We start from the raw sequence: 25,198 nt of genomic DNA, 5'->3' as shown, positions 1-25,198 counted from the left end.
GTAGTCATTGAGGGCACGGTGACAGCCAGCAGATTCTCATGCAGCAGGAAATCAATATCACACAGAGTTAGAATTTCCGGCGCGCTTGATGGAACGCAAGTGAGTAGCCGCTTGGGGCGCCGAGGTTGGCCTGACCTCGGACTGGAAAAGATCAACGGAGGTGATAATGCTCGACAGTCGAATTGCCGCTTTCGAACACCTGATGGACTGGGCGAACACTCTCAGCGCTGAACACAATCGGCGCGGCCTGGAAGACCTCATAAAAATTGTGCTCAGGCCCGTTCAGGCCATCCACTTACGGGACGCACTGCTTCGACCTCGGCATGCGGGCCCTCAGTCGCTGCACTGGATGAGCTCACTTGGTGGGCTGTGGGATGGGCACGCCGAGAACGGCACTTGGGCTGCATTTCTGCTGAAGAATTGCCGTCGGCCAGTGGATCAGAGCTCAAGTATCCGGTTGGCCAGTGACATGGTAATCCCTACTCTGTGGTCGGAAAGCAGCATACTCAATAGCCTCGGCATGATCGGGGAGGGACGTGAGCTCGGCGCGTTCGTGCAGGATCCAAACCATAGCGTGACCCTGATGCAGCCGTTGAACATAGCTTGGGTCAACGGTGGTAACCATTCGATCGCCCAAGGCATTCTGGGCGGGGAAGGGGTGCTCGTACCCGATGATGTTTATGACGTTACCGAGATCATCAGGGGAGTGCGTTTTGATGGCGAATGCTGGGTCTGTCGGAAGACCGGCGACAAATATGGTTCACCAATCTACGTTGAGTTTGGATGGGCCTGGGAGATCGCACGCTTGCTGGTCGATCTCCCACGCGGATCTACTGGCTGATGGTCGCGGCGAGCATAGCCTTGGCCAAGGCGTCCTGCTGCTCTTCCGGCTCGATAAGCTCCAAGCTGACTTGGCGCTTCGCTAAGAGCATCTGCCAGAGCTGCTGATCGATGCTGTTCTCCACGAGGGGGATCTTCACGATCACCGTCCTGAGCTGACCATTCCGGTACGCCCGGTCCTCGGCCTGATCCTGTTGTCCGGGTGTCCAGGGCAGGCCCAGGAAGAAGACATAGTTGGCGGCCGTGAGGTTGTTGCCGGTACCGGCGGCTTGTGTGGTGCAGATGAAAGCCCGGCAGTCGGGGTCGCCCTGGAACTTGTCGATCGCCCTCTGGCGCTTGGTGAGTGAGTCACTGCCGACCAGGGTGACGTTCCCGATACCGGCTGCATCGCACAGCTCCTTGAGGCGCGCGACGGTGGGTTTGAACTCGCAGAACAGGATGACCTTGTCTTCGGGGTCCAGCTCGCCCAGCAGGTCCATAGCGACTCTGACCTTCACCTGTTCCAGGTAATGGCGAAGCGCGCCGAGCCTGGCAAAGATGGGCCTGTCCTCGAGGCGAATGCTGTCGTACTTCTTCCGCTCCTCCACCCCCATCGCCACGGGCAGCAACTGGCGGTGCTTACCCTTGAGCCCGGGCAGAACGTCTTTGCGCCGGCGAAGCATCCAGTCGCCCAGTTCTGCCCGGAGGTTTTGCCGGAACTCTGGGCTGCCGGCGAAGCGTTCGCAGAAATCGCTGAGGGGCAACTGGCCGACCGGGTGCCCCGATAGACGTAGCAGGGTGTGCAGCTCCGTCTCACGATTGAGGACAGGCGTGCCTGTCAGCAGATAGCGATTCGGCACCTTGGCTGCGATATCGAAGCCATGGCGTGTACGCTCGGCAGTGGGCTCCTTCAGCTGGTGCGCCTCGTCGACCACTAGAACGTGGTAATGCTCAGCCAGCAGCACGTAATCGCCGAGACGCTCGTAGTTGATCAGCATCCATTGGACCAGCGGGTCGTGCTTCTGCACAGCGACTGTCGCGTCGGGGTAGACCGCCAAGATTTCGCGCTGCCAGTTGATCAGCAACGAGGAAAGGGTCACCACCAGGATCGGGCGACCGGCTGCACTGATATGCGCCGCGATGATGGCCTGGCGCGTCTTGCCGAGGCCCATATCATCAGCCAGCAGTGCGCTGGTGCGCTGGAGCAGGTGAGCGATGCCAGCAGGCTGGTGATCGAGCAGGGAATAGCCGACCAGGGCCTGGGCGATCATGGCATCTGAGAATTTGGTGCGTTCGATCGGCGAGACGGCAGCGAGGTAGATGTCGTTGGAGCTCTCCTCACCGCTGGCGGCTGTCGAGGGTTCCTGAGGAGCACCGCCCAGGCTGATGCGCGGAATGTCTGCTGCTGGAGTAACAGAGCCATCGCCCAGGAGCTCCTGTACAACGTCCAGGATCTCGAACTGATCCTCTACAAGACCGAGCTCCAGAACCAGGTTGCTGCGCAGGATCTCGGCGGTGGCGTTGACTCGCCACGAGCTGGATTTGCCCAGGAACACTCCCCGCATCCGGCGGGCCACTGCAACGACTCCAGGATGATAATCTCCGGACAGCAGCACACCGCCGTCGGCTAGCGGAGCAATTCGCAGCAGCATTCCGGAGATGAAAGCGTCTCGGCGTGGGTTGGCCAGTGCGCTCTCGATCTTCTGGCGGAATGCCTGCCATGATTCAGTGACCTTGCCACCGGCCAGCTCGATCAGCTGGTGGTACACCAGGTCCAGCTCGTCGATGAACTTGGCCTTGGGCACGCGCCAATAACGGCAGAGCGGGTGATCGCCGCGGCGAATGAAGAACCCGCTACGTGCGAACATGACCTTGTTTGCGCCCTCAATGTAGGGCATGAGGATGCCCATGTCGTAGCCGTCGAACACGGCGGCTTCGAGCAACACTGGCTGGCTGTTGAGGAGGCGTGGTCGTTTCAATTGGCGTCCGCGCTCTTGGGCTTCATCGGCACCGTTTGGTCGAGGTGGTAGGCCGCGACCCAACGGGTTAAGAGCACTGAGCCGTGGAGTGATCCTCCCTGGCCACTGATTACATACGCAGCTGGTTCTGCGCCCTTCGGCACACGTCTGCGTTCCTGCTTCCAGTACCCGGCGGTCTTGATGTCGTCAGGTTGTAGCGGCCAGCATGACTCACCTGGCCGGGACTCATAATGGGGGATCTTCGGATTGTTCGCCTGCTCGGCCTTCAGCCGATCAATGACTTTCTTGGAACGAGCCACAAGCACCTCCGGGAGGATGAGTAGTCAACACGTCATCATTCAAGGTGCGCCTGCCCGCACCCGTAAGAGCGAGCAGATTGGCAGCTGGGGGAGAGCGGCTACAGGAGAAATGGATTACCGCCCCCGAAGCATTTCGGCTACATGCCCCTGGGCTTGGACATATCCGGCTTGCCGCTCACCGAGGGGTAGCTCACACGGCAGTTGTTCACCTTGTACCCGGTGCATCCCCAGAAGTCGTAACCCCCATCACCGCGCTTCTGGCGGCGCGCCAGTGGCATCCCGCACTTGCCGCAGGAATGGCCGCCCTGGGTGCCTGATGAAGCTTCAGGCGAACGCGCCTTCATCGCCACTGTGGGCGCCTGGCGGAGGGCTGCGAGCTCCGACTGGAGATGCTGAAAGAACTTGGCGACCACCGACCCGTACTGCTCCTCCCCGCGTGCGATTCGGTCCAGGTCCTTCTCCAGCGTGCTGGTGAACGCCAGTTCGACGAAGCTGAAGCGGCCCTCCAACTGGTCGATGGTGCTCACCCCCAACGGGCCTGGGACCAATTTGCGCTTCTCCTCAACGACCAGGCCTTTTCCGGTGATGTTCTTGATGATCGATGCAAACGTGCTGGGGCGTCCTATCCCAAGTCGCTCTAGCTCCTTGATCAGGCTTGCCTTGGTGAAGCGTGCCGGCGCCTTCGTCTTCTGGTTGAGCACCTCACCCTGAAGCACGCTGAGGATCTGTTTGGGTTCGAGCACCGGCACCGGATTCTTGGGGATGTCGGTCGACTCTTCATCCGTCTCGTCCTTCTGCAAAAGCTTCATCCAGCCGAGATAGGCGACAGTGCTGCCAGTCGCGGCGAAGCGCAGAGGCCTCTGATCCGGCCCCCTGGCCAGCAGTTTGGCTATGCGCACGTCGTAGATGGCGTCTGCGAGCTGGCTGGCCAGCGCCCTGATCCGGATGAGCTTGTACAGCGCTTGCTCTTCAGCAGACTCGCCTGCGACTTCATCCTCCCACGCGGTTGGCGCAATTGCGGGGTGACCTTCCTGGGCGCTATCCGCAGCCTTGAACGTCCGGCGCTCGTCAACAACGTCGAGGCCTTGCCTGCGAGCCACTGCCTGGATATCTGGCATGGCTTCATCGGCCAAGTTGGGGTTATCCGTCCGGTGATAGGTGATCACGCCCTGCTCGTACAGGCGCTGCGCGACCTGCATGGTTTTGTCCGGGTCCCATTTCAGCGCTACGCTGGCCGCCTGCTGCAGGGTGGATGAAATGAACGGTGGGGGTGGCGGGCGCCGCTTCTTGCCGTCTTCACATGACTCGACAATTACCGCGCGCGTTGCGGCAACCCTTGCCGCGAGTGTGCCGTCCTGAATATAGGGGTTTTCTTTGCTCGCGAAGTCGGGGATCGGTTGCCATACGGCAGTCCAGTCCATACCGGTGGTTTCGTCCTTGAAGGTCAGCTCTACCCCGAAGTGGTGGACCACCTTGAAGTTCCTGATTTCACGCTCGCGCAACACCACCAGGTAGAGGGCAGGTGACTGAACTCGACCAGCGGAGGTAGGTTGGCCCAGGACTCTGCGAAGCTCCTGCGTGACCAGGTAGCCCACCAGGCGGTCCAGCACTCGCCGGCACTCTTGTGAGGCAACGAGTTGCCCATCGATTCTCCGTGCATTGGCCAGGCCCTCCCGTACTCTGGCTTGGGTGATCTCATTGAACGTGACTCGCTTGTACTCGCGGATCCCCAGCGCCTGCTGTATGTGCCAGGCGATACTTTCTCCCTCCCGGTCCGGGTCGGTGGCGATGTACACCTCCGTGGCGTCCTTGAGCGCTTTGCGAATGGTGCTGACGTTGCGGGCACTCTTGGGCAGGATCTCGTAGACCGGGCGAAGGGTTTTCAAGACGCCGGTTGTGATCATCGTGTCGTCCTGACCCGATTGGGGGAGATCACGGATATGGCCACCAGATGCCACCACCACCCAGTGCTCGCCAGGGCGGATCTTTTTCATCATGGGCCCAAGCTTCTTCAGCTTGCCCGGTGCCTCGATGATCATGAGTTTCATAGGGTGCCCCTGCACAGATAAATCAGGGAGCACTCTTGCCGCCGACCGGGGACGGCACAACGTGAAATGGTCAACTGGAAGAGAGGGAATTCGGTACGGCTCAGGCCCACGGAGGAAGGGTCAAAAATTGAGGGTGAGCTGCTGGGCGCGCTTGTACCCTTTCAGCCAGGAGGCCAGCATGGCAGGGTGCTTGTAGGGGCAGGCATATATGGGCAGCCCTTTCTCGGCGGCTTCAACCCCTGCAGCCTCCACCGCAGGATGGGGGTTATTGAACTGGCGCCTGTCCGCTTTTCGCTCCTGGGCATCTTCGTTCTGCATCGATTGTTCCTCATCAACGCCCTGTTCACGCCGGGCGAGTCACGCCTCAAACGACCTGGCCACCAGCAACTCCCCGACAAGGGCGTTTTTTACGACCCTGTGCCTCACTTCGATACAAGTTAGCAGCCGTAGAGCGGAGATGCCTTCAGGAAATGGTAATTTGCCAGCGCTGTCATTTCAAATGTGCCCCTGACCTGGGCAAGCGCTGCTTGCAGCGCCCCTTGGGCTACGAGTTCGCGTCCTCGTCGTAGGAGCTTCACGAGCTGCGGCCGCAACAGAAGGTCCTTGTCGCCAGAAATGCGAGGCACCAGACGGCAGGTCCAGAGGACGGGGCTGCGACGATCCGTCCTTGTCTCCGGAAACTTCACGAGTGGCGCGCCTGAAAATAGCTGTCACGCCAATGCCCGTGTACCACAGCTAGTGGGGAATCATGCTTGAGCGGTAGAGTGCCGACCATGCCAGCAGCGTCGCGCTGGGGTCATCCAGTGCGGCACGAACCATCACCTCAGCGTGTTGACCTGTGATGTCGCAAACTGCCTGCCCAAGTCGAAGGAGCTCAGCTTTCACTCCTGCATTCCAGGCCTTGGTCGCAAACTCATACTCCTCGCCCTGCCCATACTCAAAGGTGGCATTGAACCGGAGGCGAAGCATTTCGATGGCCTCCACTTCGGCCTCCGGCAGCATGATGGATTCGCCGTCGCAAAAGATCTGGCGGACGCCATTGAGAGCTCGAACCGCATCCATGTAGCGCGAGGCGTCTACAGTCGCTTTGACGGATGGATATTCCGGGTAGTCGTGGTGCATGGGGCGATACCTCGAAGCGGAATGAGGTGGCGACGATCCGTCCTTGCCCCCAGTGACTTCACGAGAGGCGCCTGAAAAATCGCCTGCCAGGCTGTGGCTAGAATGCCGTGGAGATGCCCCATCGAAGGGAGGGGAAACTCGAAGTGACGTCCTTGTCACCAGGAGCTTCGCGATGTGGCGCGCCAAATTAAGGGGGGGCTACAGGGGAATGTCGTCGTCAAAGCTGTCGCTGTAGTGGCGCATGTCTTCGGGGGTCGGCTGAGGAACGTTTTGAGCCTGGCCGCCGACGGCTTGACCGCGTGGCTGACCCTGCGGTTGATTGGTCGGACGCTGACCGCCGCCAGACAGAGATACGTGTTCGACTCGGTGTGGAAGAATCGAGATCCGGCTGGCCTCGACCTTGAGTGCAGACACCTCCTCGCCGCTCTGTTTATCCGTCCAGCTATCCATGATCGCGCGACCAATCACCACCACGCGCATGCCCTTCTGAAACAGAGCCGCAAACCGCTCGGCATCCTGATGCCACCATTCGACGTTGGCCCAGAAGCCACCCCGATCCTTGTAGCCACCCTGGCCGTCAGGGATCGAGTTGTCGAACATCACATTGAGTCGCAGCATGTGCCGCGGATCTTTGTTGCCGTTGGCAAACGACCGGTGCTCAGCGGCGTTACCAACGTTGCCTTCCCAAACTACTGGTGTACCCATGGTGTATCTCCCGTTCAGTGTTGAGGTGGGTTCATGACCTGCTGCAGTCGAGCCTGATATTCGGCTTCGGCCTGCCCCATCTTTTCTGCGCATTCGGCGGCCTGTTTGCCGATGGAGTGGATGAGGCTGATCTGCATGTTCAGGGTGATTCGGTGTTGCTCCAGGGCAAACAGGTCCTGCAGCAAGTGGATTGGTGTTTTGGGGGCGTGAACCATCTGAGCCCATACGCCGACACCCATGCGCCGCTCTTGCACGCTTTGCCAGCGAAGAAAGGTTGTGCCAGCTGCTGTGTTTTGCTCGATGAGCCTGACGGGCAGCAGAGCGAATGGATGTTGGCGAACCTGGGCCAGTACTTCCTGGGTAAGGGTGCGCAGCCCCGCCTCCAGCGATGCGCACTGCTCCGCCAACTGGACCAGCTCCCCCTTACCTTTAAAGGGCTTTAAAAGGCCTTTTAGTGAGGCACTCTGTTGCAGCCCCTGATAGGCACCCTGTTGCAGCGGTTTGAAGGCACTCTGTTGCAGTGCCTCCATTGGTCGGGTGTCCGATCGCATGAGCGTCATGCCTCGCCTTCGAATTCGTCATCCACATCCTCGACCGGGCCTGCGGAGCCACGGCGGATGGGCGGGGCGAAGTTCGAGCGGCGGGTGCCTTCCAGGATGTCCTGGGGGATATCGCCGTAGCGCTTGTACATTTCGCGCGCGTTTTCAGCCCGGGCATTGTTGGCGGCGAAGTCGTCACGCGATGCGCCGGAGAAGCGATGGAGCTGGGCCAGCCCAAAAAGACTGCGCAGCAGGTGAGCACCTTCATCGATCCAGATCTCGCCATCGCGGCGACCGATCATGGCGACGTGCTGAGCCAGCAGGATGCGGCGGACGACTTCGTCGTACTGAGTCAGTAGATGGACGCCCTTGAAGCCCAGCGGGTTGGAGATGAAGAGCGGCAGCTTCAGCGGCTGGATGGAGAGGTTCTCGCCGATTTCGAGTGCTTTGGGGAGTTGGGCCATCACTCCATCAAGGCGGCTGTCGATGGCCTTGAGGGCATCATCTACCTCCTGGATTTTCTCCTCGATCCTGATCATCCACCAGTCGGAGTACGGGTCGTCTTGCGCTGCGGCGCGATCGATCTGGTTGATCTTGAGGCAGAAGCCAGCCAGCCCAAGAATGCTGTGTTTGTCGTCGGTCTTCTGGCGACCCAGCCAGATTCGGGCGGCATGGTGAGTGTGGAGAGTCAGCTGGACCTGGCTCCTGAGGGAGCCGATGTTGAGCTGATAGTTGTCAGCCATGGACATGGTTTCCTTATATAAGGTGGGTGAACGATGTCCATGCTGCTGTCGGGCCGTTTGTGGCGCAGTAATAAATGAAGAACCCGGTGTGCTGGATTTGTCATTGGTTTAACGGTGCCTTGGAGATGTGGCCTGCACCACTATGAGGTGTTGCCAGTGGCAACAGCCGGTCACCGTCGCCCCCGGGAGAAGACCGTGTGTTGGTTGGGCTGTGCGTAGTGTTGCCAGTGGCAACAGTGGGTAAGCCGTCGGCGCCGGTGAAGACCGCCTGGCAGTCGGCGCTGCTTGGTGTTGCCAGTGGCAACAGTCGGCCACCGTCGCCCCCCCGGTGAAGACCGTGTGTTGGTTGGACTGTGCATAGTGTTGCCAGTGGCAACAGCCGGTCACTGTCGACGCGGGTGAAGACCGTGTGTCTGGTTGGCTGTGCGTAGTGTTGCCAGTGGCAACAGTGGAGAAGTTGTTCGGGCCGATGAGTGGCGGGCTGTTTTCCCGCGGGAGCACCGCTCAGATGGGCGGCATCGGTGGATGGTGTTGCCAGTGGCAACACGCCCTACCATTGATGTGGCAGCAGCATGCCTGCCCAGCCAGCCATCGCCAGGAACGGACCCAAAGGAATTCTTGAGGTGCTGGACAGAGCTTTTTGCAGCTTGAGGTATCCACATGCCAGGGCTGCAAGTACTAGGGTACAACCTGCTGTCCAGGGAAGTGCCTGCCAGCCAGTCCATGCCCCAATTAGGGCCAGCATCTTGAAGTCGCCAGCGCCCAGGCTTTCTATGCCGGTAATGAATTTGACCAGGTGGAAAACTGACCAAAGGCTCAAATAGCCCATGGCACAGCCCCAAAGTGCCTCGTGCAGTGTCGTGAAAACTCCAAAGGAGTTGAGTGCGAGACCGATCCAGAGGATGGGTATTACCAGCGCATCCGGCAGCATATGGTGTTCACTGTCGATCAAGCTCAAAGCCAGAAGACACCAAGTGAACACCAGGGCAAAGAATGCCTGCATGGTTGGCCCATAATGCACCGTCACCACTAACGACAAGACAGCGCAGCCGATTTGCGCGGCCCAGGTTCCACGCACCGGAGATCCGGTCGTTTGAAGCTCGCAAGGATTATCGAGATCCAGCCCGAGTAGTTCCCGAGCATCCCGCTGCCATTGTTGCTCGAGGAAAGCAGGCAACCAGCAGGCAACCCAAGTACTGAGGCGACCGGCCAGCATGCCCAAAACGATGGAGCCAAGCCCTAGGGTGATCTCAAGCCCCATCCACTCACTCATCGGTGGACTCCTCGCGGCGACGTGGGTCAAGCAGGGCTTGGAGCGAAGTCAGGGCGGAGTTCGCTGTCTGCATCGAGGTTGCTGTCGGTGCCGGCTTTTGGGCGGGGGACTGGGCAGGGCGTGCAACCGTCCGTGCCGGTGGAGGCGTTGGCGTCGGAGTTGCGGCGGGCGCTGAAGGATTCCACTCAGCGTTGAAGTCGCCCCGGATGGCCTTGCCAGCAAGGGTCGTCAGGTATGCAAGTGGCTTGGCCACGCTCCCAGTTGTGCATCGATGTTTCCACTGGTTGATCACCGCCTCTCGGACATGCTCCGGTACAGGTCCCATAATCTCTCGTGCTTTCACACGGTCCTCTGGCTTGAGAAGATCCAGGGCAAGCAACCAATTCACACCTGCACTCTCGCGCGGTTGTACAAAGCTTTTAGATACAGACTTGTCTGTATTTGTATACGTACTGTCAGAGTTCGGATTCCGAACTGAGGGTGTACTCAGCGGTTTTAGGCTGAGTTCGGATTCCGAACTGAGGGGAAGATCTCCCTGTTTCGCTGAGTTCTCACTGAGTTCGGATTCCGAACTCAGTCCTTCCGGGGCTAAATCTTGCTGAGTTCGGATTCCGAACTCAGGTGCGGGCAGCGCGTTATGCTTGGTCTCTACAGCCCAAGTCTGGGCATTCAGCCGATCGCTAATCGTGTCAATGCGCGAGGGAAGGCGTCGGCCCACGTCGGGATCGCTGGTGAATTCGCGCCAGGTGATCGCTGCGATGTCCTTGATCGCTTTGTTCTGATGCTCCATGGATTGCATCAGCAAGGTCATGTAGTCCTTGTCGAACTCCAGGGCCTCTGCCGGTGTTACTGGCTCGTCGTGGAGCAGATAGACATTCCCCTGAACCTGTCCGTTGATCTCATTGCGGACGGTCCTACCCAAGCTCAACCAACGAGTTAGACGGAGCACGGTGAGGGCCTTTGCCACGGTTTCTCGAGAGGCATGTTTCCCTGGGTTCATGCCCAAGTATGGCCGTAGCTGGTCATAGGTGGGGAAGGCAGTGATGCCATCTTCGTTGACAAGTAATCGGAATACTTGCCAACAATTACGTTCCAAGGGGGTGAGCCGATTGTCGAGCAGGAGCTTACGCGGGACCGTTTCATGCGGATTACCGCTGAATATGATCCCGGAGTAGGGGGTAGCAGGTGCAGCAGTAGGGGCGGTGTCCTCAGCTCTCTTCTTCTGTACATGGGCCTCGAGTTGCCCCGAGGCCGAATCTAGGAGCGTGGAAATCGGGAACCGTGCGAGCTTCATTTTCTATGTTCGCCTTCTCCAAAGTGAGCGGAGGCGGGGCAGCAGTCCTCGACACGGCGTATGCCACCCTCGTCCAGCAGAGTGAGTTGTCGACGTTCAGATACTCGGGACTTTTCCTTGCTGCTGGGATACAGGCCTTGTTCGATCCACTGAGTGATACGAGACCAGATCTGCGCAAGCGTTAAGCCATCTGTGCTCAGTTCTTCTGCAACCAGCATGGCAACGTCGAGCATGGCCAGGCTGTCCTCGAGCTCCACTCGGTTTTCACCCATCAACTTGGTCCAGCGGTGCCAAATATGATGATCTTGATCCTCGGAAAGCTCGGGCCAACGTCCGCGCGGGGCTCGAACCCCAATGACGGTACGCTGAAGGGCGATCTCCTGAGGTGTGAGCCCGAAGAACTTGTTGAGCAAGCTTGTAGTGGCACCCAAGCGGATTGCCCGCTCAATAAGGCGGGTTTCCTCTTCTGAGCGAGCAGCCCCGGTCAGAAGCTTGAGGATCATCGAGCTGTTGATAGACACGTTGACCCAACTGACCGGTGTGTTGCGGAGCAGGCTGAGTACTGTTGGATGCTGGATCTGGCCCAGCACCTCGGGTTCAACCCCCATCTCCACACAGCGCTGGAGTTGGCCATTGCGCATCAGGTCAAGAAGCTGCGACAGAACTGCTTCGTTAAGTGTTGACTTGGACATTGAGACTCCCTCCCATTCATCTCATCGAGTGTTCAGATGCCCTGGGCTTCCGAGGACCGTTTGAACTCTTCGATTTCCAAGTCGATCAACCGGCGAGCCAGTCGAATGATGCGGAACAGTTTGACCAGCGCGCCGTCGCTCAAACGGCCGTCGTCTCCTGGAGACTGTTCAGTACTCAAGGGCTGGCCCAGCAGCAGTTGTCCTAACCCGGCTGCAAATTCAAACTCACCTAATGCGCTGGCAGGATCTGGTTGCTCGTTCAGCATTTTCAGAGCGATAGCCATGGCTCCGCTCAATGACTGAAGCAGCGTCACGGTATGTTGAGCTGTTGCAGTGATTTCGACATCGGTGTCGGGCTGTTTGTATTTGAAACCGATCCCGCCATCGATTGCCTGGATATCGCCTGGGCCGTTGACGGACTCGAGAATCTCAACTGCCAGCTGGGCTACCTGGTTGCGCAATTCTGCAGCTTGGTCAATCTGCCGCTCGATGTACCAAAGGTCTGTGATGGGGTGCAGTCCCCCGGCCTGTACGGGAATGGCGACCAGACAGTTCGCGTTGAAATCGGGTAGGGTTTCCCCACTGAGGGCGGCAACCTTCGCTTTGGTCTCGATCACTCGCTGGCTGAGATTCGCTGGGGACGCAATGTGCCCTGCAACTCGCTCCTGCTGCTCCTCTGGTGTGAGCAAGGCTCCCGGCGCTGGGGCTGCTGGCTGGGGTGGTGTATGCGGAGACCGCTGCGAGCGACCAGTACCTTCAGATGGTTGTTGCGATGGCGGAAGGGTAGGGCCTGCCCCAGTGCCTGGCGCAGGCGCGGGTGGAGTGGACGTCGAACTGGTGATCGGCAATTCAACCACCGGCGTCGAGCGACGAAGCTTGTCCTGCTGTTGAGTGATCTCCAGCAAGATGTCCTCATAGCCCAACAGCAGCGATTTTTTCATCGTGCCGATGAGCTCGTCCTGGAAACGCTGGAACAGGAACTCTTCTGCCTCGCCTTCGAACTGGGCAAGGACGTCCTGGAACAACATCTCGAAGTCGACGCCTTCATTGCTGTAGTGCTTGTCCCAGCAGGCCAGTGCTGACTTCCTTAACGACAGTATTTTCTCGATCTGTGGCTTGCCGAGACCATTGTAGAGGAGAGCAGGTACGGCAGGGAGCAGGTGCTGAACCGTGTCTAGCATCCTGCTGATATGAGAAGGAGAGATTGGGTATCCGTCCTTCGTCAGACGGCGAGAGAGTTCTCGAATCCCAATCACCTCCCCACTCTCGGATTCATACAGCGCTTTTGCGTTCCCCACACCCACGGCGCGCTCGATGAACTTGAGTTCACCCTTGAGATCCTCAGCTAAGTGGCCGGTGAGCATGATGATCTCACCGCGGGCTTGGTCCCAAGGGCGGAACAGCACGTGGAGGCGCTGGTACAGCGGGTCGTTGGTCTCTTGGAACAGCTCCTTCAAGATCGAGATGCGAGTATTGCCACCGTTGCGAATACGGTACTTCTCTTCCCCTGGCCGGCGAGTTACAGGCGGGGGGGTGTCGAGGCCGCGGTTGCGTATCGACTCCTTGAGTTCATCGTACCGAGGGTTACGGGTGGTACGAGGGTTGTCCTCCCAAGGGAGGACCTCGTCGATGCTCAGCACGAGTGGGGTATCAGCGATAGGGTCGCTCATGGCGGCGGTGGAGCCTGTAGGGCTGAAGCCTGGAGCCAGGAGCTTGGCTTTGAGGTCTGTAGCGGCCATATCAAGCTCCTACCGCAGCAATGTGGGACAGACCCAGTGGAGTTTGCTTGCGGACCAGGTGCAACACCTCCTGGATGTCGGCCTGTGTAGGAACGGCGTTTTGCAGCAGGCGATCGATGATCTTGTAAGCGCGAACCAGCTCTGACTTGAGATTGTCGTCTGCTGAACCGGCCTGGACCTGAGCAGTATTGTGTTGGTCATTGAGCAGCGATTGCTCAAGACGCTCAATAATCTCGCTGTTCATAGAGCGATGGTTGTCGCGGGCGACTTGAGCGACACGTTCACGCATGCCATCAGGCAGGCGAACCACAAATTTGTCAGCGGTGCGGGAATTGGTTGCGTTCATGGTGTTCTCCTTACTGGCGGCGCTTGAGTTGGTCGGTGAGCTGAGTGGGCAGGTTCTTGATCGTCAGCGAGCCGGTGTCGGCGTCGTAGGTGACGTTGGAACCGAGTAGGTGCGCCTCAAAGCTGATCGACAGACCTTCGGCGCGGCCGGTGAAACGGCGGAACTGGTTGAGAGTGCGCTTATCGGCCGGGATCTCCGGGGATAGGCCGTAGTCGCTATTGCGGATGTGGTCATAAAACGCCTGAGGGCGGTCTTCATCGAGGGTCTGGGACAGCTCTTGAAGAGAGAGGGGCTGCCCCAGCTTCGTTTGGGTGGTGGCATAGTCGAGCAGCGCGTGGGTTTTCTCCCGGGCGCTTTCTTCTGGGAGATCTTCTTTCTCGACGTAATCGGTGAATGCTTTGAGAAGCGTGCGGGTTTCACCTGGCCCGTCGACGCCTTCTTGGCACCCGATGAAGTCGCGGAAGTAGTCCGAACTCTTCCTGCCGTTTTTGCCTTTAACGAAAGAAATGTACTGCTTCGAGTTTGGGTTGTTGCGCCACTCGCTCAGGTTGATCCGGGCCGCGCAGGAGAAGTTGCTGGTGTCCAGGTAGCGAGAGGCGACAACATTAAGATCACCGTCGAGGCCGACGGTTTCGACCTGCTGGAGGACAGCGATCATCAGGTATTCAGTCAGGCCTTGTTGGTAATGGCTGAAGAGCACGTGGCCGCCGGTAGACAGGTTGACCTCTTCAATCAATTTCTGCAGGTGTTCGACAGACACACGGCTGAAGCTGGTGAAGTCTTGCTGCTCCTCCAGGTACTGTTTCAGCCAACCGCTGAATGGGTACGCACCCGACTCCCCATGGAAGAAGCCCCACGCTTTGCCTTGCTTGGCGTTGTAGCTGTCGTTCAGGTCGGCCTGGAGGTTCTCGACGGCATCCGTAGCCGGTAGCTCTGTGTCACGAGCGTGAAGTACGGCCGGGTTGCCGTCGGGCTGCTTATCGAGCTGGTGAACGATTGCATGTCGGATTGGCATTATTGAATCCCCCGGGACATGTTGTTTTGGGCCTCGGCACGGCGGAGCAGCGCTCGAGTATTGCGCTCGGTACGGCGGTCGCTGGGCGTGCAAGACGTGAAGATCGGTGTAAAGCCGGACTTGCTGAATTTCAGATGCCCGCTGTTGGAGCGGGAGAGAGTCCAGCCTTCGGAGAGGGCGAATTCGGCAAGCCGGCGAACACTGTCGTGCGCGCCGCGAAGGAGGTTACGCATTGGATCCGGCCTCCTTCTGGCAAAGCGCATCACCGGCTTGGATGGCCACGATTTCCGGAGTGCAGCCGGGGTATTGAGTGGCCAGGTCGGTGAGGAACTCACGTGCTGTTTCGCGCGATCCAGGAATGCGGAAGACCACGGTGCAATGATGAGCCTCGTCATCGGAGCTGGTCAGATAGGGGGTTACTGCCACCTTCAGACCGCAGCTCAGGAGATGTCTTGGTACCCATACGGACCAGAAATAGTTGGTCAGCAGGGCTGGTTGGCCAAGAAGGGTCGCTGCCAGCGTTCCAGCATCATGGCTTTCCAGCTCGATGTACTGCAGCCGGGCAAGCTCTTGCATAGCCTCATTCAGCTCAACAGGCACCGTGGTTTCACCGAACTGGGTGAGCCGTGAGATAACCTGGCCGAGAGCATCCAGCCAAACCGCGTTGACGCCAGAGTGGTGCGCAAAGGCCAAGGCCGACTGGTCGGTGTTTGCGATCGCAGGGATCGAAGGGTAGATCTGCTCAACTTGCATTGGGCACCTCCGAAAGAGGATTGAGGTCGTAGCTGCCGCAGACCGGGCATACCAGGACCTCTGCCTCACCTTCAGGGGTGTGCTCGGCGGGATGCACCTGCCGTACTTGATGCAGTGCGAAGTGCCGGCCACAGCTATGGCAGGCATGCGTAATCGGATGGGGTTGCATGGACGTCATGCGGCAGCTCCTTGCCAATGATCGGCAGTGAGGTTTGCGAATCGGGTTTGGTTGGCGATGAAGGCAGCCCGGACATAGCCGACGGGGCCATTGCGGTGTTTACCAATGATCAGTTCGGCAACGCCTTTGAGTTCGGTGTCCTCGTTGTACACCTCGTCCCGATAGACAAAGAGGATGAGGTCCGCGTCCTGCTCGATAGCCCCGCTGTCCCGTAGATCAGCATTCACAGGGCGCTTATTGGGACGGCGCTCGAGGTCCCGATTGAGCTGGGAGAGGGCCATGAACGGGCAGTTGAATTCCTTGGCGATCCCCTTCAGTGATCGGGATATTTCGCTGATTTCGTTGACCCTGTTTTCTTGACCAGGACTCCGCATGAGCTGCAGGTAGTCCGCCATGATCAAGCAAGGCTTCCCGAAACGCCGGCTAGCACGTCGAACCTTGGCTCGCATAGCGGCAGGGGTCAGGTTCGCGCTGTCATCGATGACCAGTCGGTTGCCATAGGCGTTCATGCGATGGACGGCGGCTGATAGTTTGGGCCAGTCCTCATCCTGCAGCTGACCCGAAAGTAGCCTGCTCAGATCGATGTGGCCCAGAATGGCCAGCATTCGATAAATCAGGGCCTCGGTAGGCATCTCCATGCTGAAAACCAGCACGATCTTGTCAGGCGAATTGGTCAGCGCAGCATCGACGGTGCTCAAGCAGAACGAGGTTTTGCCCATGGAGGGGCGCGCGCCTACGATGATCAGATCGGCTGGCTGCAAACCACGGGTCATCTCGTCAAGATCGGTGATCCCGGTCGGCACACCGGTCACGGTCACATGGCCATTGAAATTGGCGTCGATCTTGTCGACGACAGAGAGCAATGCCTCATTCATGTCGGTGAATTCGCTAACCACACGACCTTCGCCCAGCTTAAACAGCTTCTGCTCTAGCGTGTCCTGGACCTCAGCCGCGTCAGCGGCGAGTTCAGCAGCGTCCCGAGTCCCCTGAAAACACAGGGACATGATGCGGCGGAGATGGGCGCGGTTGCGCACGATCTCAGCATACGACCGGATATTCGCTACAGACGGAGTGTTCTTGGCCAGCTCTGCCAGGTAGGAGAGGCCTCCAACCTCCTCAGGGATGGCCATCGCCTCAAAAATCGTCACTATATCGAATGGGCTGTTTTTCTCTGACAGCTCCTGGATGGCAGTGAAGATCAGCCTGTGTTGGGATAGAAAAAAGTCGTCGGCCTGCAGTAGATCACCGACCAGATCCCAGGCTTCGTTGTCCAGCATCAGCCCGCCCAGAACGCCTTGTTCAGCCTCGACGGAATGAGGAGGGGAAAGGATCAGATCGGTCATCTGGCACCTCCCTGGGCAATTCCTGGCTGTTCACTGCGGCCTACTCCCCGGTGGAGCTGAGCACGCTGACCCTGCTTAATTCCTTCGTACAGCGAGCTACGATCGTGGCCCTTGGCTTCGCTTGGCGTGATGTCGAAGCGCTTCAACTCAGGGTGATGTAAGGTCAAGTAGGCACTGATATCAGCCTGGATATCTGGGGCTAGGTCACCAGCGAATTCTCGAACTTTGTAGGCCACTGCCCCGATCCAGCCCTCAGCAAAGAGTTGGCCGCGACGTCGTTTGGTCTTCAGCTGACACCGTTTCTGCTGCGAGACATGCTCGCGACGTGCTTTCTGCAGTTGCAGGACGAGGCTGCTGTAGGCATAAGCAGCCAGATCCGGGCCGATACCCTTGCCCAGGAACTTGAAGCAGTACCCTTTCAATGGGTGGTAGTAGGAGAGGTGGCTGCAGTCGAAAGCGGCTGCGCACGTTGCGGCCAGGGAGTGCAGCCAATCAGCGGGGGAGCGGCGAGTGCCAGTGGGGACGCTTGTTTCTAGAACCTGGCTGGCTCGAAGTTCGTCGGACTCGATGTTGTACTTGGCCATGAGCGAGCGGGCCTGGCGCAATGCGGTTGCGGCCTCGTTCGTGTTTGCCCCCGGACTATTGGCCAAGGACATCAGCTTGGTGACCTTGTCGAGGATCTTCTGCTTGTCCATCATGAACTCTCCCCGGCGCGGCGAGGTCGGCTGCGCAGCGCGGATGCGATCAAGGCCAGGGAGTTCAGTACGCCGAAGACACAGAGCGCATAGGCTGAGTAGACCGCTCCCTGCAACGCGAGCTCGACATGGGGGGCTTTGAAGATCGAGCCCAAGCCATAGGCAGTGGCCAGTGCCACAGAGCAGTTCATGAGATACAGGCAAAGCGAGCCCGCGAATTGAGATATGAGGGCAAAGCTCATGCTTGGCCCTCCTGCCTGTCCGCTGCAGGCACCAAGGCCTCTTGCCAGAGGCGAAGGGTCTCGCGTTCGTCTGCTGTCAAGGCAGCCAAGCCTACAGCTTCGGCCACTTTCTCCTGCAGGAGCCGCAGGCGTTCCTCAACCGATGAACCATCGTCATAAGCAAGGTGGCTGGTCAGGTCGCTGATCATGAAGTAGCGGAGTGATCTGACATTACCTGCTCGGTGTTGCTCCACTGAATGCCCATGGAGCCGAGCAGGTGTCTTCAGCTCGTTTCTGATGTAAACGTTGAATTCAGAAGGGTTGTAGGAGGTGTTTAACTGCCGTGCACGATTCAGAATGAGTGCGGCTTTGATCGTCTCCAGCAGTTCTTCGTGAGTTTCGGTAGGCAAGGGGAACGTACGGGCTACCAGCTGTTTCGACTGAGCATCACGCGCATCTTGCCGGCGTTTCGTTTCTTTCTCGGAACGAACGCGCTTTTCCTTCGCATGGGTCACGTTGTGACCGATCGAATCAACGAGTTGTGCGGCACTACGCAGTAGATCGCGCTGTTCAATGCTCAGAAGGTCACCGAGCGATCCGAGCAAGCCGGCACCCATCTTCCAACCGTTGGCTAGCTTGTGCAGGTCTCCAGACGCGGATGTCAGCTTTTTCTGGATGCCGCGTAACTCATTGGAGCTGTAGAGTTTCCCAATCCTGAGGACTTCATCGGCCGTGATCCCGGCAGCCTCGGTTATCGCGTGCTTACTCATCGCGGCGGGCCTCCTTGGCGATCTCGGCAACACGCTCTTCGGTCATTGCCTCGAAGCGGTCTTTCCATTCTGGGAACGCCTCGATAGCCAGGTTGCGGATGACGTTCAGCGCCGACGGCGACTTACGGTTCGACGGTTGACGATATTCAAGCCGATGCGCTGGCACGCCTTGGCTCGCGGCTTTCTTGAAGATGACGGCATCTGGGATGATCGATTGCAGGACGGTGTAGTCAGGGTTCCCGTCGAAAATTTCACGGACGGTACGGTGGATCTCGCGTGCGTCAGCAGTTTCATCCAGGCCGTTGATGATGATGTTGATGTGGGGAATGGTGAGGCCGAGGCGTGCGTAACTGCGCAAGCCATCCATCATATGGATGGTCCCACGGCTGAATTCGCGCGCGGCCAACATGTTCGGGGGGAGGGGGGAGAGGATGATGTCGGATGCAAGAACGACCATCTCCAACATCGCAGAGCGGGCGCCCTGGGTATCAAAGAGGATGAGGTCGTAATTGGCATCGAAAGCCGACATCAGGTTGGCTAGTCGCAGTCTGCCATCAGGCGCCTGCAGTATGAGGTTGTTGAGCTGGTTGTTGGCGTCGTTCGAGATGATGACGTCGAGATTCTTGATCGACGTGCGGGAGATGATCTTGGCCGGGTCGGTCTCGTTGTACGACAGCAGCTCGAAAATGCCGCCCGGGGCGGTGTACTCCAGGGGAAATAGGAGGATGCGGAAGGCTGGACGGGGTCCAGATCGATGAGGAGGGTGCGCAGCCCGGCGTCTGCAGTGAATGCCCCCAGATTGGTGGATCCAGTGGATTTACCGGTGCCGCCTTTGGTGGAAACCTTACCTGCTCGTCTTGCTTTCTTCGGATGTGTCATTGCCATGCCTCTAATGTGGATTTCATTAGAGGCTGCTTAGCTAGGCGCTGGAATGGTGCTTAAAACCCCTCCCTAGGTGGAAATTTCGGCCTAGATCCCAATTGTCTTTTAACCAATTGGTCGTAGGTTCGAATCCTACACGACCCACCATATTCACAACGGTTCGTGGGTACTAGATAGGGGCTTGCCATAGCCGTTTTCTAGTCTCGCAGCCGTGTGAGGCGAGTCTTGGACTCGCTTCTGCGTGATGTCAACATGGAATAGCCCGCCAGTTATGGCGGGCTTTTTCATTTCTGCCCCAGAAAAGTCAATGAGTTAGCGGGTCTGCGGGCTATCACGGCTGTGTGTAACCGAGGATCCGCATCGTCATGAATCGCACGCAGTCAATAGCATGGCGCCAGTTTCCTAATATCATGATCTGGAACAGCTCAGACTTGTTCGTCGAACTACGGGCGGATGGGTCGGTGATCGCAGCGCTGCTTTAAGAGGACACGCGGGCGCTGTAGGCCGTGATCGTTTCATTTGCAGACATTCTGGGTGCGGGCGTCGTCTTTACGCCTGTACTCGGCGCACTATCTAATGGGCCACTTCCACTGGCTTCGGCCTAGTAACGCAATGATGCAAACGCTACGGCGCAAGCTGAGGGCAATGCCAAACCGTGCCCGGAAGCGTTGACCACCATAAGGATAGAAACAATGATCACTCGGTTGAGCTGGGTCCTGCGTCAAGTGACAAAACGCCTGTGGTTCCGTACAACGCTGTTTTCGCTTGCTGGCGTTGTCACGGCCTTGCTCGCCATCGCCTTACGCGACTTCGTACCGCCATCGCTGCCTGCGAAGATCGGTGCAGACTCGGTCGACAAGATACTCGGCATCATCGCCTCCAGCATGTTGGCGGTGACCACGTTTTCCTTGAGTATCATCGTTTCTGCCTACGGTGCTGCCAGTAATGGCGTGACACCCAGGGCGACGACCTTGGTGATGGAAGATTCGACAACGCAGAATGCACTGGCCACGTTCATTGGCTCGTTCCTGTTCAGCCTGGTCGGCATCATCGCGCTGAGTACCGGTGCTTATGGGGCTCAGGGGCGGGTGGTGCTTTTCGCGGTGACCCTGTTGATGATCGTCCTGATCGTATACACCCTGTTACGCTGGATCGGTCACCTATCCACGCTTGGGAGGGTCGGCGAGACAATTGATCGGGTCGAGGCCGCTACACTGGCTGCCTTGGAGCATCGCGCCCGCTGGCCTTATCTGGGTGGTGCCCCTTATCCCGAATCCTGCGTGCTGCCCACTGGCGCGCTGACGATTGCCAGTACCGACACTGGCTACGTCCAGCACATCGATATCAGCGGCCTGGCGGCAGTGGCCGAGAAGCACCAGCTCAAGATCTACCTGGAAGTACTGCCAGGCACCTTTGTCCACATTGGTGCGCCCATAGCGCGGCTGCTACCCACAGCTTCGCCTCCCCCACAGGGCTCGGCGCTGGCGGCTGAAATCCTGCGCGCGGTCACGGTTGGTGTACGCCGCTCATTTGACCAGGATCCACGCTTCGGCCTTGCGGTTCTAACCGAAATCGCCTCGCGCGCCCTGTCTCCGGCGACCAATGATTCCGGGACCGTGATCGATGTGATCGGCCGTGGAGTCAGGTGTTTTTCCACGTGGTCGATGCAATCCCCGGCGTCTGACCAGGTCGATGAGAAGTGCCTACGCGTTCATGTTCGGTGCATCGAAGTACACGATTTATTCGATGACTTCTTTACATTGATCGCACGGGACGGGGCAGGGCTGTTGGAAATCGATATCCGGATGATCAAGGCATTGATCAGTCTGGCTGAACTCGATCCACAGCGGTATGGCAAGCATTGCCGACACCATGGCGCTTTACTGGTCAAACGTGCGCAGACATCGTTGCACCTGGATGAAGAAAAGCAGCGGCTCCGGGATGTAGCCGCGCCGTTGCTTGGTCAGTAGCTTCGACGCGCAACCGCAAAGGCCATCGACAAAGTTTGATAAAGCTGAACCCACTACGGCGCTTCTTGCACCCTGCGCTTGGCGATGGAGAGTTGCGAGTAGTGTACTGGGGCGGCTGGTGCACCCTTTTCAATTGCCTTGAGAAATGCCTCGGGGTCGTTCATGGGCAGGCGTTTGAGGTACTCGACATCCAGGTTCCACCATTGGCTAGCAAGCAGCCGCTCAATGACTTCAGCGCTATGCCGGTATTTGATGAACTTGGCTGGGTTTCCGCCAACGATCGCATAGGGGGGCACGTTTTTTGTCACCACTGCCCGTGTGGCAATGATTGCCCCCGTGCCTACCTCTACACCTTCCAAAATGGTCGCGCCATGCCCGACCCAGACGTCGTGGCCCAGGGTCACCCAAGCGGCCCCTGGCGAATAGGACAAGCCTCCCGTTTCATACTGGAAGGGGTGCGTGCTTACCCAATCGGTAGGGTGGGTATGCTTTTCCTGGCCCAGCGTGCAGTCGGATCCTATTGAGCAAAAACGGCCGATTGCAGAAATCACGGATAACGTGCTGCCACTCCTGATATACGTGTGGGCACCGATGGTTATCGACGGCGACTCTACCCTGACGTGTCCAAGGCTTACACCTTGCTCAATGGTTGCGCAGGCACGGGCGCTAAAGGAACCAGAACCACCGGCAGCTTTGCCGCCCAGTTTTCGGAACGCTTTCTTGAATTGTCGTTCTCTGAATATTTTGAGCATAGTTTTGATCGCATCACGCTTTTGGGGGATCTTAGCAAGCCTTCTGCAATGAACAAACGCTTACTCCGCCCATTCCGGGTCACCCGTGAACACCACCGTCAACCAGCGGTTCGGCCCTTCACCGCCCACGGCTTCACCAATCTCGTTGCGCCACGCGTCCCATTCATCGATGGTCTTCGCTGCCATGGCCTTGGGTACGATGAAGTACAGCTCGATCTCGCGTGAGCGCCCGACCTTGGCAACATAGGCACGGTAGGACTGCAATCCGTGGCGGGCGACAAAGGCCTTGGCCACTTCGTCCACGTGCAGCTTGAGGTCGCCTGGGGTGACCAGGAAAATCTCCGCCAGGGCCTGGCGCACCACCGCCATCGGCAGCGGCACAATCACCAGGCACACCAGGGCCAGTACCGCCGGGTCGATGTACGGTGATACCCACTCCCATGAGGTTCCCTGAACCGCGTAACCAAAGCAGAAGGCGATCAGCAGTGCAGCGGTGATGCTGGCCGACATCACCCAGCCCTTGACGTCCATGGCCACGAAGTCCGACTTCAGCTGGCGGTTGGCGCGGGCCTCGACCAGGGCGATGGTCACGCAGCAGATCACGGTCACTACCGCGTAGACCATGGCAATGCCGAACTCCAGGTGTCGGCCGCCCTGCAGCAGGCTGCTGACGGCGTTGATCAGGGCATAGACCGCCACGCCACTGAGCAGGATGCCATTGAGTGCCAGCACCATCGGCTCCAGGTGCCAGAAGCCCATGGTGAAACGCTCGCGCAGCTTGCGCGACATCTGCACGCTGGTGGTATGCGAGGTGATCAGCTTGACCACCACCAGCGACAGGCCGCTCATGCTGGCGTCGACCAGTGAGTAAACGCCATCGAACATGATCGAGAACGAACCGGAGGCCACGCCGAAAGCGATGCCGATGCTGGCGATGAACAGGGTGACGGCGATCGAGGTGCGCAGCAGGCCCTGTTCGCTGGTGATGTCGAAGAACGAGGATCGGGGTGCGGTTTGCATAAGGTGTGCTCGGCAAAATCGATGATGCTGTGGTGCCTGTGAGGGCCTCTTCGCGGGTAAACCCGCTCCTACAGGGGGCATGTCTTCAAAGGCCAGTGCGGGTCCCTGTGGGGGGGGTACCCGCTAAGAAGCCCTCACAGATTAGACGCGGAACTGCTCCATGAGCGCTTGTTGCTGGTTGGCCAGCCGGTTCAAGGCCTGGCTGATGCGAGCCGACTCGTCTGCCTGGCCTGCCAGCGATTGGGTAACGTCGCGAATGCCGGCTACGTTGCGGTTCACCTCTTCGGCCACTGCGCTCTGTTGCTCCGCGGCCGAGGCGATCTGCAAGTTCATGTCGCTGATCACCGCCACCGCCTCGCCAATGCGTTGCAGTGCCGGCAGGGCCTGCTCCATGCGTGCGGCACTGACTTGCGCCTGGCGTTGGCCCTCGTGCATGGCGCCCACGACATCCTGCGTGCCTTGCTGCAAGCCTTCGATGACCTGGCGAATTTCCTCCACCGACACCTGCGTGCGCTGTGCCAGCCCGCGCACCTCGTCGGCGACTACGGCAAAGCCACGGCCGGCTTCCCCGGCACGGGCTGCTTCAATGGCCGCATTCAGTGCCAGCAGGTTGGTCTGCTCGGCGATGGAACGGATGACTTCCAGCACCGTGCCGATCTGAGCGCTGCGGCCCTCCAGGGCGCGTGCGTCGGCCATGGCCGTGTCCATGTCCAGTGCCAGCCGGTCGATGCCCTGGCGGGTGCTGTCTATCAACTGCAGGCCTTCCTGGCTGGCCTGGTCGGCGGTACGTGCCGCCTGGGCCGCCTGGGCGGCGTTATGGGCGACATCCAGTGCAGTGGCGCTCATTTCGTTGGCCGCCGTGGCCACTTGCTCGATTTCACGGTGCTGCTGCTGCATGCCGGCGCTGGTCTGGCTGGCGATGGCTGCCGACTGGTCGGCGGTGCCGCGGGCCTCCTGCAGCGAGCCTTTGACCTGGGCGATGACCGGCTGCAATTTGTCGAGGAAGCGGTTGAACCACGCGCTGAGCTGGCCCAGTTCGTCCTGGCGGGCGTAGTCCAGGCGGCGGGTAAGGTCGCCTTCGCCGCTGGCGATGTCTTCAAGCCGGGCAGCCACCGCCAGGATGGGGCGGGTGACCCCGCGCGCCGTCAGCCACACCAACAGCAAGCCCAGCACTGCCGCGCCCAGGCCGATCAGCAGGCTGGTCAGGTTGGCACGCTGGTTGTGCGCATCCAGGCGCTGATTGAGGGCTACCGCGGGTGCCTGCAGCACGCTTTCTGGCACTTCCAGCAATACCTGCCACGGGGCGGCGTCGGGAATGGGCGTGAAGGGGTGCGCAACCCGTAACTGGCCAGCGGCAACTGCAGGCTCAACGGGTTTGCCGAGCATGCTGGCGTCGCGGCTATTGCCTGCCAGCAGGCCGCCCGCGCTGGCGATGCTCACCTGGCCCTGACCCTCGAACAGCTCGCGGCGGCCGTTTATGCTCAACTGCTGCAGGTTGTCCAGGCTGATATCCAGGCCGACCACGCCCACCACTTTGCCGTGTTCCAGCAAGGGCAGGGCGATGCTGGTCATCAGTACCTGGCTGCCGTTGACCTCGTCCAGATACGGTTCCAGCAGGCAGGTTGTGCCGGTCTGCAGTGGGCAGGTCAGCCAGCGGTTCTTCGCCGCGCCGTTGCTGCCGATGCTGGCGTCGCCAAGCATCGCTTCTGGCATGGCTTCGCGCTCCAGGGTGCCCGGGCGCGGCTGCGACCAGTACAGCGAAAAGCGCCCGCTTTCGTTGCTGCCCGCCGCGTCCTGGCCGCGGTACTGGCTGTCTTGTTGGTCCAGTGCATTGGGTTGGAACACCAGGTACAGGCCGATCATGTCAGGTTTGCCGGCCAGGCTGGCTCGCGCCTGGCGGGTGAGTTCGGCGCGCAGGTCGTTGCCACCTCGGGCTTGCAGCACTTGCACCAGGCGGGCAAAGCCATTGCCGTATTGATAAGCGTCCATGAAGTAGCGCTG

24 protein-coding genes and 3 pseudogenes are annotated in these 25,198 nt (G+C 59.2%); 2 read left to right on the top strand and 25 right to left on the bottom strand.

The window, feature by feature from the left end; genetic code table 11:
• Positions 1-166: 166 nt before the first annotated feature.
• Positions 167-841, top strand: coding sequence for a DUF6710 family protein (locus GEV39_RS17920; RefSeq protein ID WP_023660710.1), 675 nt, complete (start codon positions 167-169; stop codon positions 839-841).
• On the opposite strand, the gene GEV39_RS17915 is transcribed toward GEV39_RS17920, so the two are convergent.
• The 21 genes and pseudogenes from GEV39_RS17915 to GEV39_RS17815 form a co-directional block, all read right to left on the bottom strand.
• Positions 831-2,798, bottom strand: a complete 1,968-nt coding sequence (locus GEV39_RS17915; protein WP_023660709.1) for a DEAD/DEAH box helicase — start codon at positions 2,796-2,798, stop codon at positions 831-833. The two genes, GEV39_RS17920 and GEV39_RS17915, sit on opposite strands and share 11 nt — an antisense overlap.
• Positions 2,795-3,097, bottom strand: coding sequence for a hypothetical protein (locus tag GEV39_RS17910; protein ID WP_023660708.1), 303 nt, complete (start codon positions 3,095-3,097; stop codon positions 2,795-2,797). Before GEV39_RS17910 ends, GEV39_RS17915 begins: the two co-directional genes overlap by 4 nt.
• A 137-nt stretch (positions 3,098-3,234) precedes the next feature.
• Positions 3,235-5,145: a DNA topoisomerase gene (locus GEV39_RS17905; protein WP_023660707.1), complete on the bottom strand. Its 1,911-nt coding sequence runs from the start codon at positions 5,143-5,145 to the stop codon at positions 3,235-3,237.
• Positions 5,146-5,265: 120 nt separating this feature from the next.
• The gene (locus GEV39_RS17900) at positions 5,266-5,463 is read right to left on the bottom strand and encodes a CrpP family ICE-associated protein (protein ID WP_023660706.1); all 198 of its coding nucleotides are present in this window, start codon (positions 5,461-5,463) and stop codon (positions 5,266-5,268) included.
• Between the two features lie 417 nt (positions 5,464-5,880).
• Complete coding sequence (locus tag GEV39_RS17895) at positions 5,881-6,267, bottom strand: hypothetical protein (protein WP_023660704.1); 387 nt, start codon at positions 6,265-6,267, stop codon at positions 5,881-5,883.
• 198 nt (positions 6,268-6,465) lie between these two features.
• Positions 6,466-6,972 (bottom strand): single-stranded DNA-binding protein, encoded by a 507-nt coding sequence (locus GEV39_RS17890; RefSeq protein WP_023660703.1) that lies wholly within the window; start codon positions 6,970-6,972, stop codon positions 6,466-6,468.
• A 14-nt stretch (positions 6,973-6,986) separates the two neighbouring features.
• On the bottom strand, positions 6,987-7,502 hold the full coding sequence (locus GEV39_RS17885) for a DUF3158 family protein (protein WP_370691251.1): 516 nt from the start codon (positions 7,500-7,502) through the stop codon (positions 6,987-6,989).
• Between the two features lie 26 nt (positions 7,503-7,528).
• Positions 7,529-8,254 carry a PFL_4669 family integrating conjugative element protein gene (locus tag GEV39_RS17880; protein ID WP_023660701.1) on the bottom strand — a complete coding sequence of 242 codons (726 nt, stop codon included), beginning with the start codon at positions 8,252-8,254 and terminating at the stop codon, positions 7,529-7,531.
• A 550-nt stretch (positions 8,255-8,804) separates the two neighbouring features.
• Complete coding sequence (locus GEV39_RS17875) at positions 8,805-9,527, bottom strand: prepilin peptidase (protein ID WP_055985449.1); 723 nt, start codon at positions 9,525-9,527, stop codon at positions 8,805-8,807.
• Entirely contained in the window at positions 9,520-10,821 is a 1,302-nt protein-coding gene (locus GEV39_RS17870; protein ID WP_023660700.1) for an STY4528 family pathogenicity island replication protein, read from the bottom strand. Before GEV39_RS17870 ends, GEV39_RS17875 begins: the two co-directional genes overlap by 8 nt.
• Positions 10,818-11,513, bottom strand: a complete 696-nt coding sequence (locus GEV39_RS17865; RefSeq protein WP_023660699.1) for a DUF2857 domain-containing protein — start codon at positions 11,511-11,513, stop codon at positions 10,818-10,820. The genes GEV39_RS17870 and GEV39_RS17865 overlap by 4 nt, the downstream gene beginning before the upstream one ends.
• A gap of 32 nt (positions 11,514-11,545) precedes the next feature.
• The gene (locus tag GEV39_RS17860) at positions 11,546-13,252 is read right to left on the bottom strand and encodes a ParB family protein (protein WP_023660698.1); all 1,707 of its coding nucleotides are present in this window, start codon (positions 13,250-13,252) and stop codon (positions 11,546-11,548) included.
• A gap of 1 nt (position 13,253) precedes the next feature.
• Entirely contained in the window at positions 13,254-13,598 is a 345-nt protein-coding gene (locus tag GEV39_RS17855) for an Arc family DNA-binding protein (RefSeq protein WP_023660697.1), read from the bottom strand.
• A gap of 10 nt (positions 13,599-13,608) precedes the next feature.
• Positions 13,609-14,613 (bottom strand): nucleoid-associated protein YejK, encoded by a 1,005-nt coding sequence (gene yejK / locus GEV39_RS17850; RefSeq protein ID WP_023660696.1) that lies wholly within the window; start codon positions 14,611-14,613, stop codon positions 13,609-13,611.
• Positions 14,613-14,846 (bottom strand): hypothetical protein, encoded by a 234-nt coding sequence (locus tag GEV39_RS17845; protein WP_023660695.1) that lies wholly within the window; start codon positions 14,844-14,846, stop codon positions 14,613-14,615. Before GEV39_RS17845 ends, yejK begins: the two co-directional genes overlap by 1 nt.
• Positions 14,839-15,366 carry a hypothetical protein gene (locus GEV39_RS17840; RefSeq protein ID WP_023660694.1) on the bottom strand — a complete coding sequence of 176 codons (528 nt, stop codon included), beginning with the start codon at positions 15,364-15,366 and terminating at the stop codon, positions 14,839-14,841. The genes GEV39_RS17845 and GEV39_RS17840 overlap by 8 nt, the downstream gene beginning before the upstream one ends.
• Before the next feature lie 174 nt (positions 15,367-15,540).
• Positions 15,541-16,887 carry a replicative DNA helicase gene (gene dnaB / locus GEV39_RS17835; protein ID WP_023660693.1) on the bottom strand — a complete coding sequence of 449 codons (1,347 nt, stop codon included), beginning with the start codon at positions 16,885-16,887 and terminating at the stop codon, positions 15,541-15,543.
• Positions 16,884-17,582 (bottom strand): DUF2786 domain-containing protein, encoded by a 699-nt coding sequence (locus GEV39_RS17830; protein WP_031324260.1) that lies wholly within the window; start codon positions 17,580-17,582, stop codon positions 16,884-16,886. The genes dnaB and GEV39_RS17830 overlap by 4 nt, the downstream gene beginning before the upstream one ends.
• Entirely contained in the window at positions 17,582-17,824 is a 243-nt protein-coding gene (locus GEV39_RS17825) for a hypothetical protein (protein WP_023660691.1), read from the bottom strand. The genes GEV39_RS17830 and GEV39_RS17825 overlap by 1 nt, the downstream gene beginning before the upstream one ends.
• Positions 17,821-18,573, bottom strand: a complete 753-nt coding sequence (locus GEV39_RS17820) for a hypothetical protein (protein ID WP_023660690.1) — start codon at positions 18,571-18,573, stop codon at positions 17,821-17,823. Before GEV39_RS17820 ends, GEV39_RS17825 begins: the two co-directional genes overlap by 4 nt.
• Positions 18,566-19,452 (bottom strand): annotated as a pseudogene (locus tag GEV39_RS17815) (ParA family protein). The gene GEV39_RS17820 and the pseudogene GEV39_RS17815 overlap by 8 nt, the downstream one beginning before the upstream one ends.
• 695 nt (positions 19,453-20,147) lie before the next feature.
• Between GEV39_RS17815 and GEV39_RS17810 the strand changes: the two are divergent.
• Positions 20,148-21,425, top strand: coding sequence for a DUF2254 domain-containing protein (locus tag GEV39_RS17810; protein WP_173890762.1), 1,278 nt, complete (start codon positions 20,148-20,150; stop codon positions 21,423-21,425).
• Between the two features lie 53 nt (positions 21,426-21,478).
• Here the strand turns inward: GEV39_RS17810 and GEV39_RS17805 are convergent, their stop codons facing one another.
• The 4 genes and pseudogenes from GEV39_RS17805 to GEV39_RS26585 form a co-directional block, all read right to left on the bottom strand.
• Positions 21,479-22,177, bottom strand: a complete 699-nt coding sequence (locus tag GEV39_RS17805; RefSeq protein ID WP_173890761.1) for a CatB-related O-acetyltransferase — start codon at positions 22,175-22,177, stop codon at positions 21,479-21,481.
• 60 nt (positions 22,178-22,237) lie between these two features.
• On the bottom strand, positions 22,238-23,197 hold the full coding sequence (locus tag GEV39_RS17800; RefSeq protein ID WP_173890760.1) for a cation diffusion facilitator family transporter: 960 nt from the start codon (positions 23,195-23,197) through the stop codon (positions 22,238-22,240).
• A gap of 141 nt (positions 23,198-23,338) precedes the next feature.
• A pseudogene (locus GEV39_RS26590) lies at positions 23,339-23,848 on the bottom strand (methyl-accepting chemotaxis protein); the annotation flags it as partial.
• 348 nt (positions 23,849-24,196) lie between these two features.
• Positions 24,197-25,060, bottom strand: a pseudogene (locus GEV39_RS26585) (PDC sensor domain-containing protein); the annotation flags it as partial.
• Between the last annotated feature and the right edge of the window lie 138 nt (positions 25,061-25,198).

This window comes from Pseudomonas sp. NY5710 (genome assembly GCF_013305665.1).
GTDB classification, from domain to species: Bacteria; Pseudomonadota; Gammaproteobacteria; order Pseudomonadales; family Pseudomonadaceae; genus Aquipseudomonas; species Aquipseudomonas juntendi.
The sequence above is the reverse complement of the archived record's forward strand: the minus strand, read 5'-3'. Positions and strand labels throughout refer to the sequence as shown.

Coding starts and splice junctions, on each gene's coding strand:
- GEV39_RS17900 (WP_023660706.1), bottom strand. CDS start 5,463: ATGCAGAACGAAGATGCCCAGGAGCGAAAAGCGGACAGGCGCCAGTTC.
- GEV39_RS17840 (WP_023660694.1), bottom strand. CDS start 15,366: ATGCAAGTTGAGCAGATCTACCCTTCGATCCCTGCGATCGCAAACACC.
- GEV39_RS17845 (WP_023660695.1), bottom strand. CDS start 14,846: ATGCGTAACCTCCTTCGCGGCGCGCACGACAGTGTTCGCCGGCTTGCC.
- GEV39_RS17860 (WP_023660698.1), bottom strand. CDS start 13,252: ATGGCCGCTACAGACCTCAAAGCCAAGCTCCTGGCTCCAGGCTTCAGC.
- GEV39_RS17890 (WP_023660703.1), bottom strand. CDS start 6,972: ATGGGTACACCAGTAGTTTGGGAAGGCAACGTTGGTAACGCCGCTGAG.
- GEV39_RS17870 (WP_023660700.1), bottom strand. CDS start 10,821: ATGAAGCTCGCACGGTTCCCGATTTCCACGCTCCTAGATTCGGCCTCG.
- dnaB (WP_023660693.1), bottom strand. CDS start 16,887: ATGACCGATCTGATCCTTTCCCCTCCTCATTCCGTCGAGGCTGAACAA.
- GEV39_RS17895 (WP_023660704.1), bottom strand. CDS start 6,267: ATGCACCACGACTACCCGGAATATCCATCCGTCAAAGCGACTGTAGAC.
- GEV39_RS17825 (WP_023660691.1), bottom strand. CDS start 17,824: ATGAGCTTTGCCCTCATATCTCAATTCGCGGGCTCGCTTTGCCTGTAT.
- GEV39_RS17920 (WP_023660710.1), top strand. CDS start 167: ATGCTCGACAGTCGAATTGCCGCTTTCGAACACCTGATGGACTGGGCG.
- GEV39_RS17810 (WP_173890762.1), top strand. CDS start 20,148: ATGATCACTCGGTTGAGCTGGGTCCTGCGTCAAGTGACAAAACGCCTG.
- GEV39_RS17820 (WP_023660690.1), bottom strand. CDS start 18,573: ATGAGTAAGCACGCGATAACCGAGGCTGCCGGGATCACGGCCGATGAA.
- GEV39_RS17805 (WP_173890761.1), bottom strand. CDS start 22,177: ATGCTCAAAATATTCAGAGAACGACAATTCAAGAAAGCGTTCCGAAAA.
- GEV39_RS17905 (WP_023660707.1), bottom strand. CDS start 5,145: ATGAAACTCATGATCATCGAGGCACCGGGCAAGCTGAAGAAGCTTGGG.
- GEV39_RS17885 (WP_370691251.1), bottom strand. CDS start 7,502: ATGGAGGCACTGCAACAGAGTGCCTTCAAACCGCTGCAACAGGGTGCC.
- yejK (WP_023660696.1), bottom strand. CDS start 14,613: ATGCCAATCCGACATGCAATCGTTCACCAGCTCGATAAGCAGCCCGAC.
- GEV39_RS17830 (WP_031324260.1), bottom strand. CDS start 17,582: ATGGACAAGCAGAAGATCCTCGACAAGGTCACCAAGCTGATGTCCTTG.
- GEV39_RS17800 (WP_173890760.1), bottom strand. CDS start 23,197: ATGCAAACCGCACCCCGATCCTCGTTCTTCGACATCACCAGCGAACAG.
- GEV39_RS17865 (WP_023660699.1), bottom strand. CDS start 11,513: ATGTCCAAGTCAACACTTAACGAAGCAGTTCTGTCGCAGCTTCTTGAC.
- GEV39_RS17880 (WP_023660701.1), bottom strand. CDS start 8,254: ATGGCTGACAACTATCAGCTCAACATCGGCTCCCTCAGGAGCCAGGTC.
- GEV39_RS17875 (WP_055985449.1), bottom strand. CDS start 9,527: ATGAGTGAGTGGATGGGGCTTGAGATCACCCTAGGGCTTGGCTCCATC.
- GEV39_RS17855 (WP_023660697.1), bottom strand. CDS start 13,598: ATGAACGCAACCAATTCCCGCACCGCTGACAAATTTGTGGTTCGCCTG.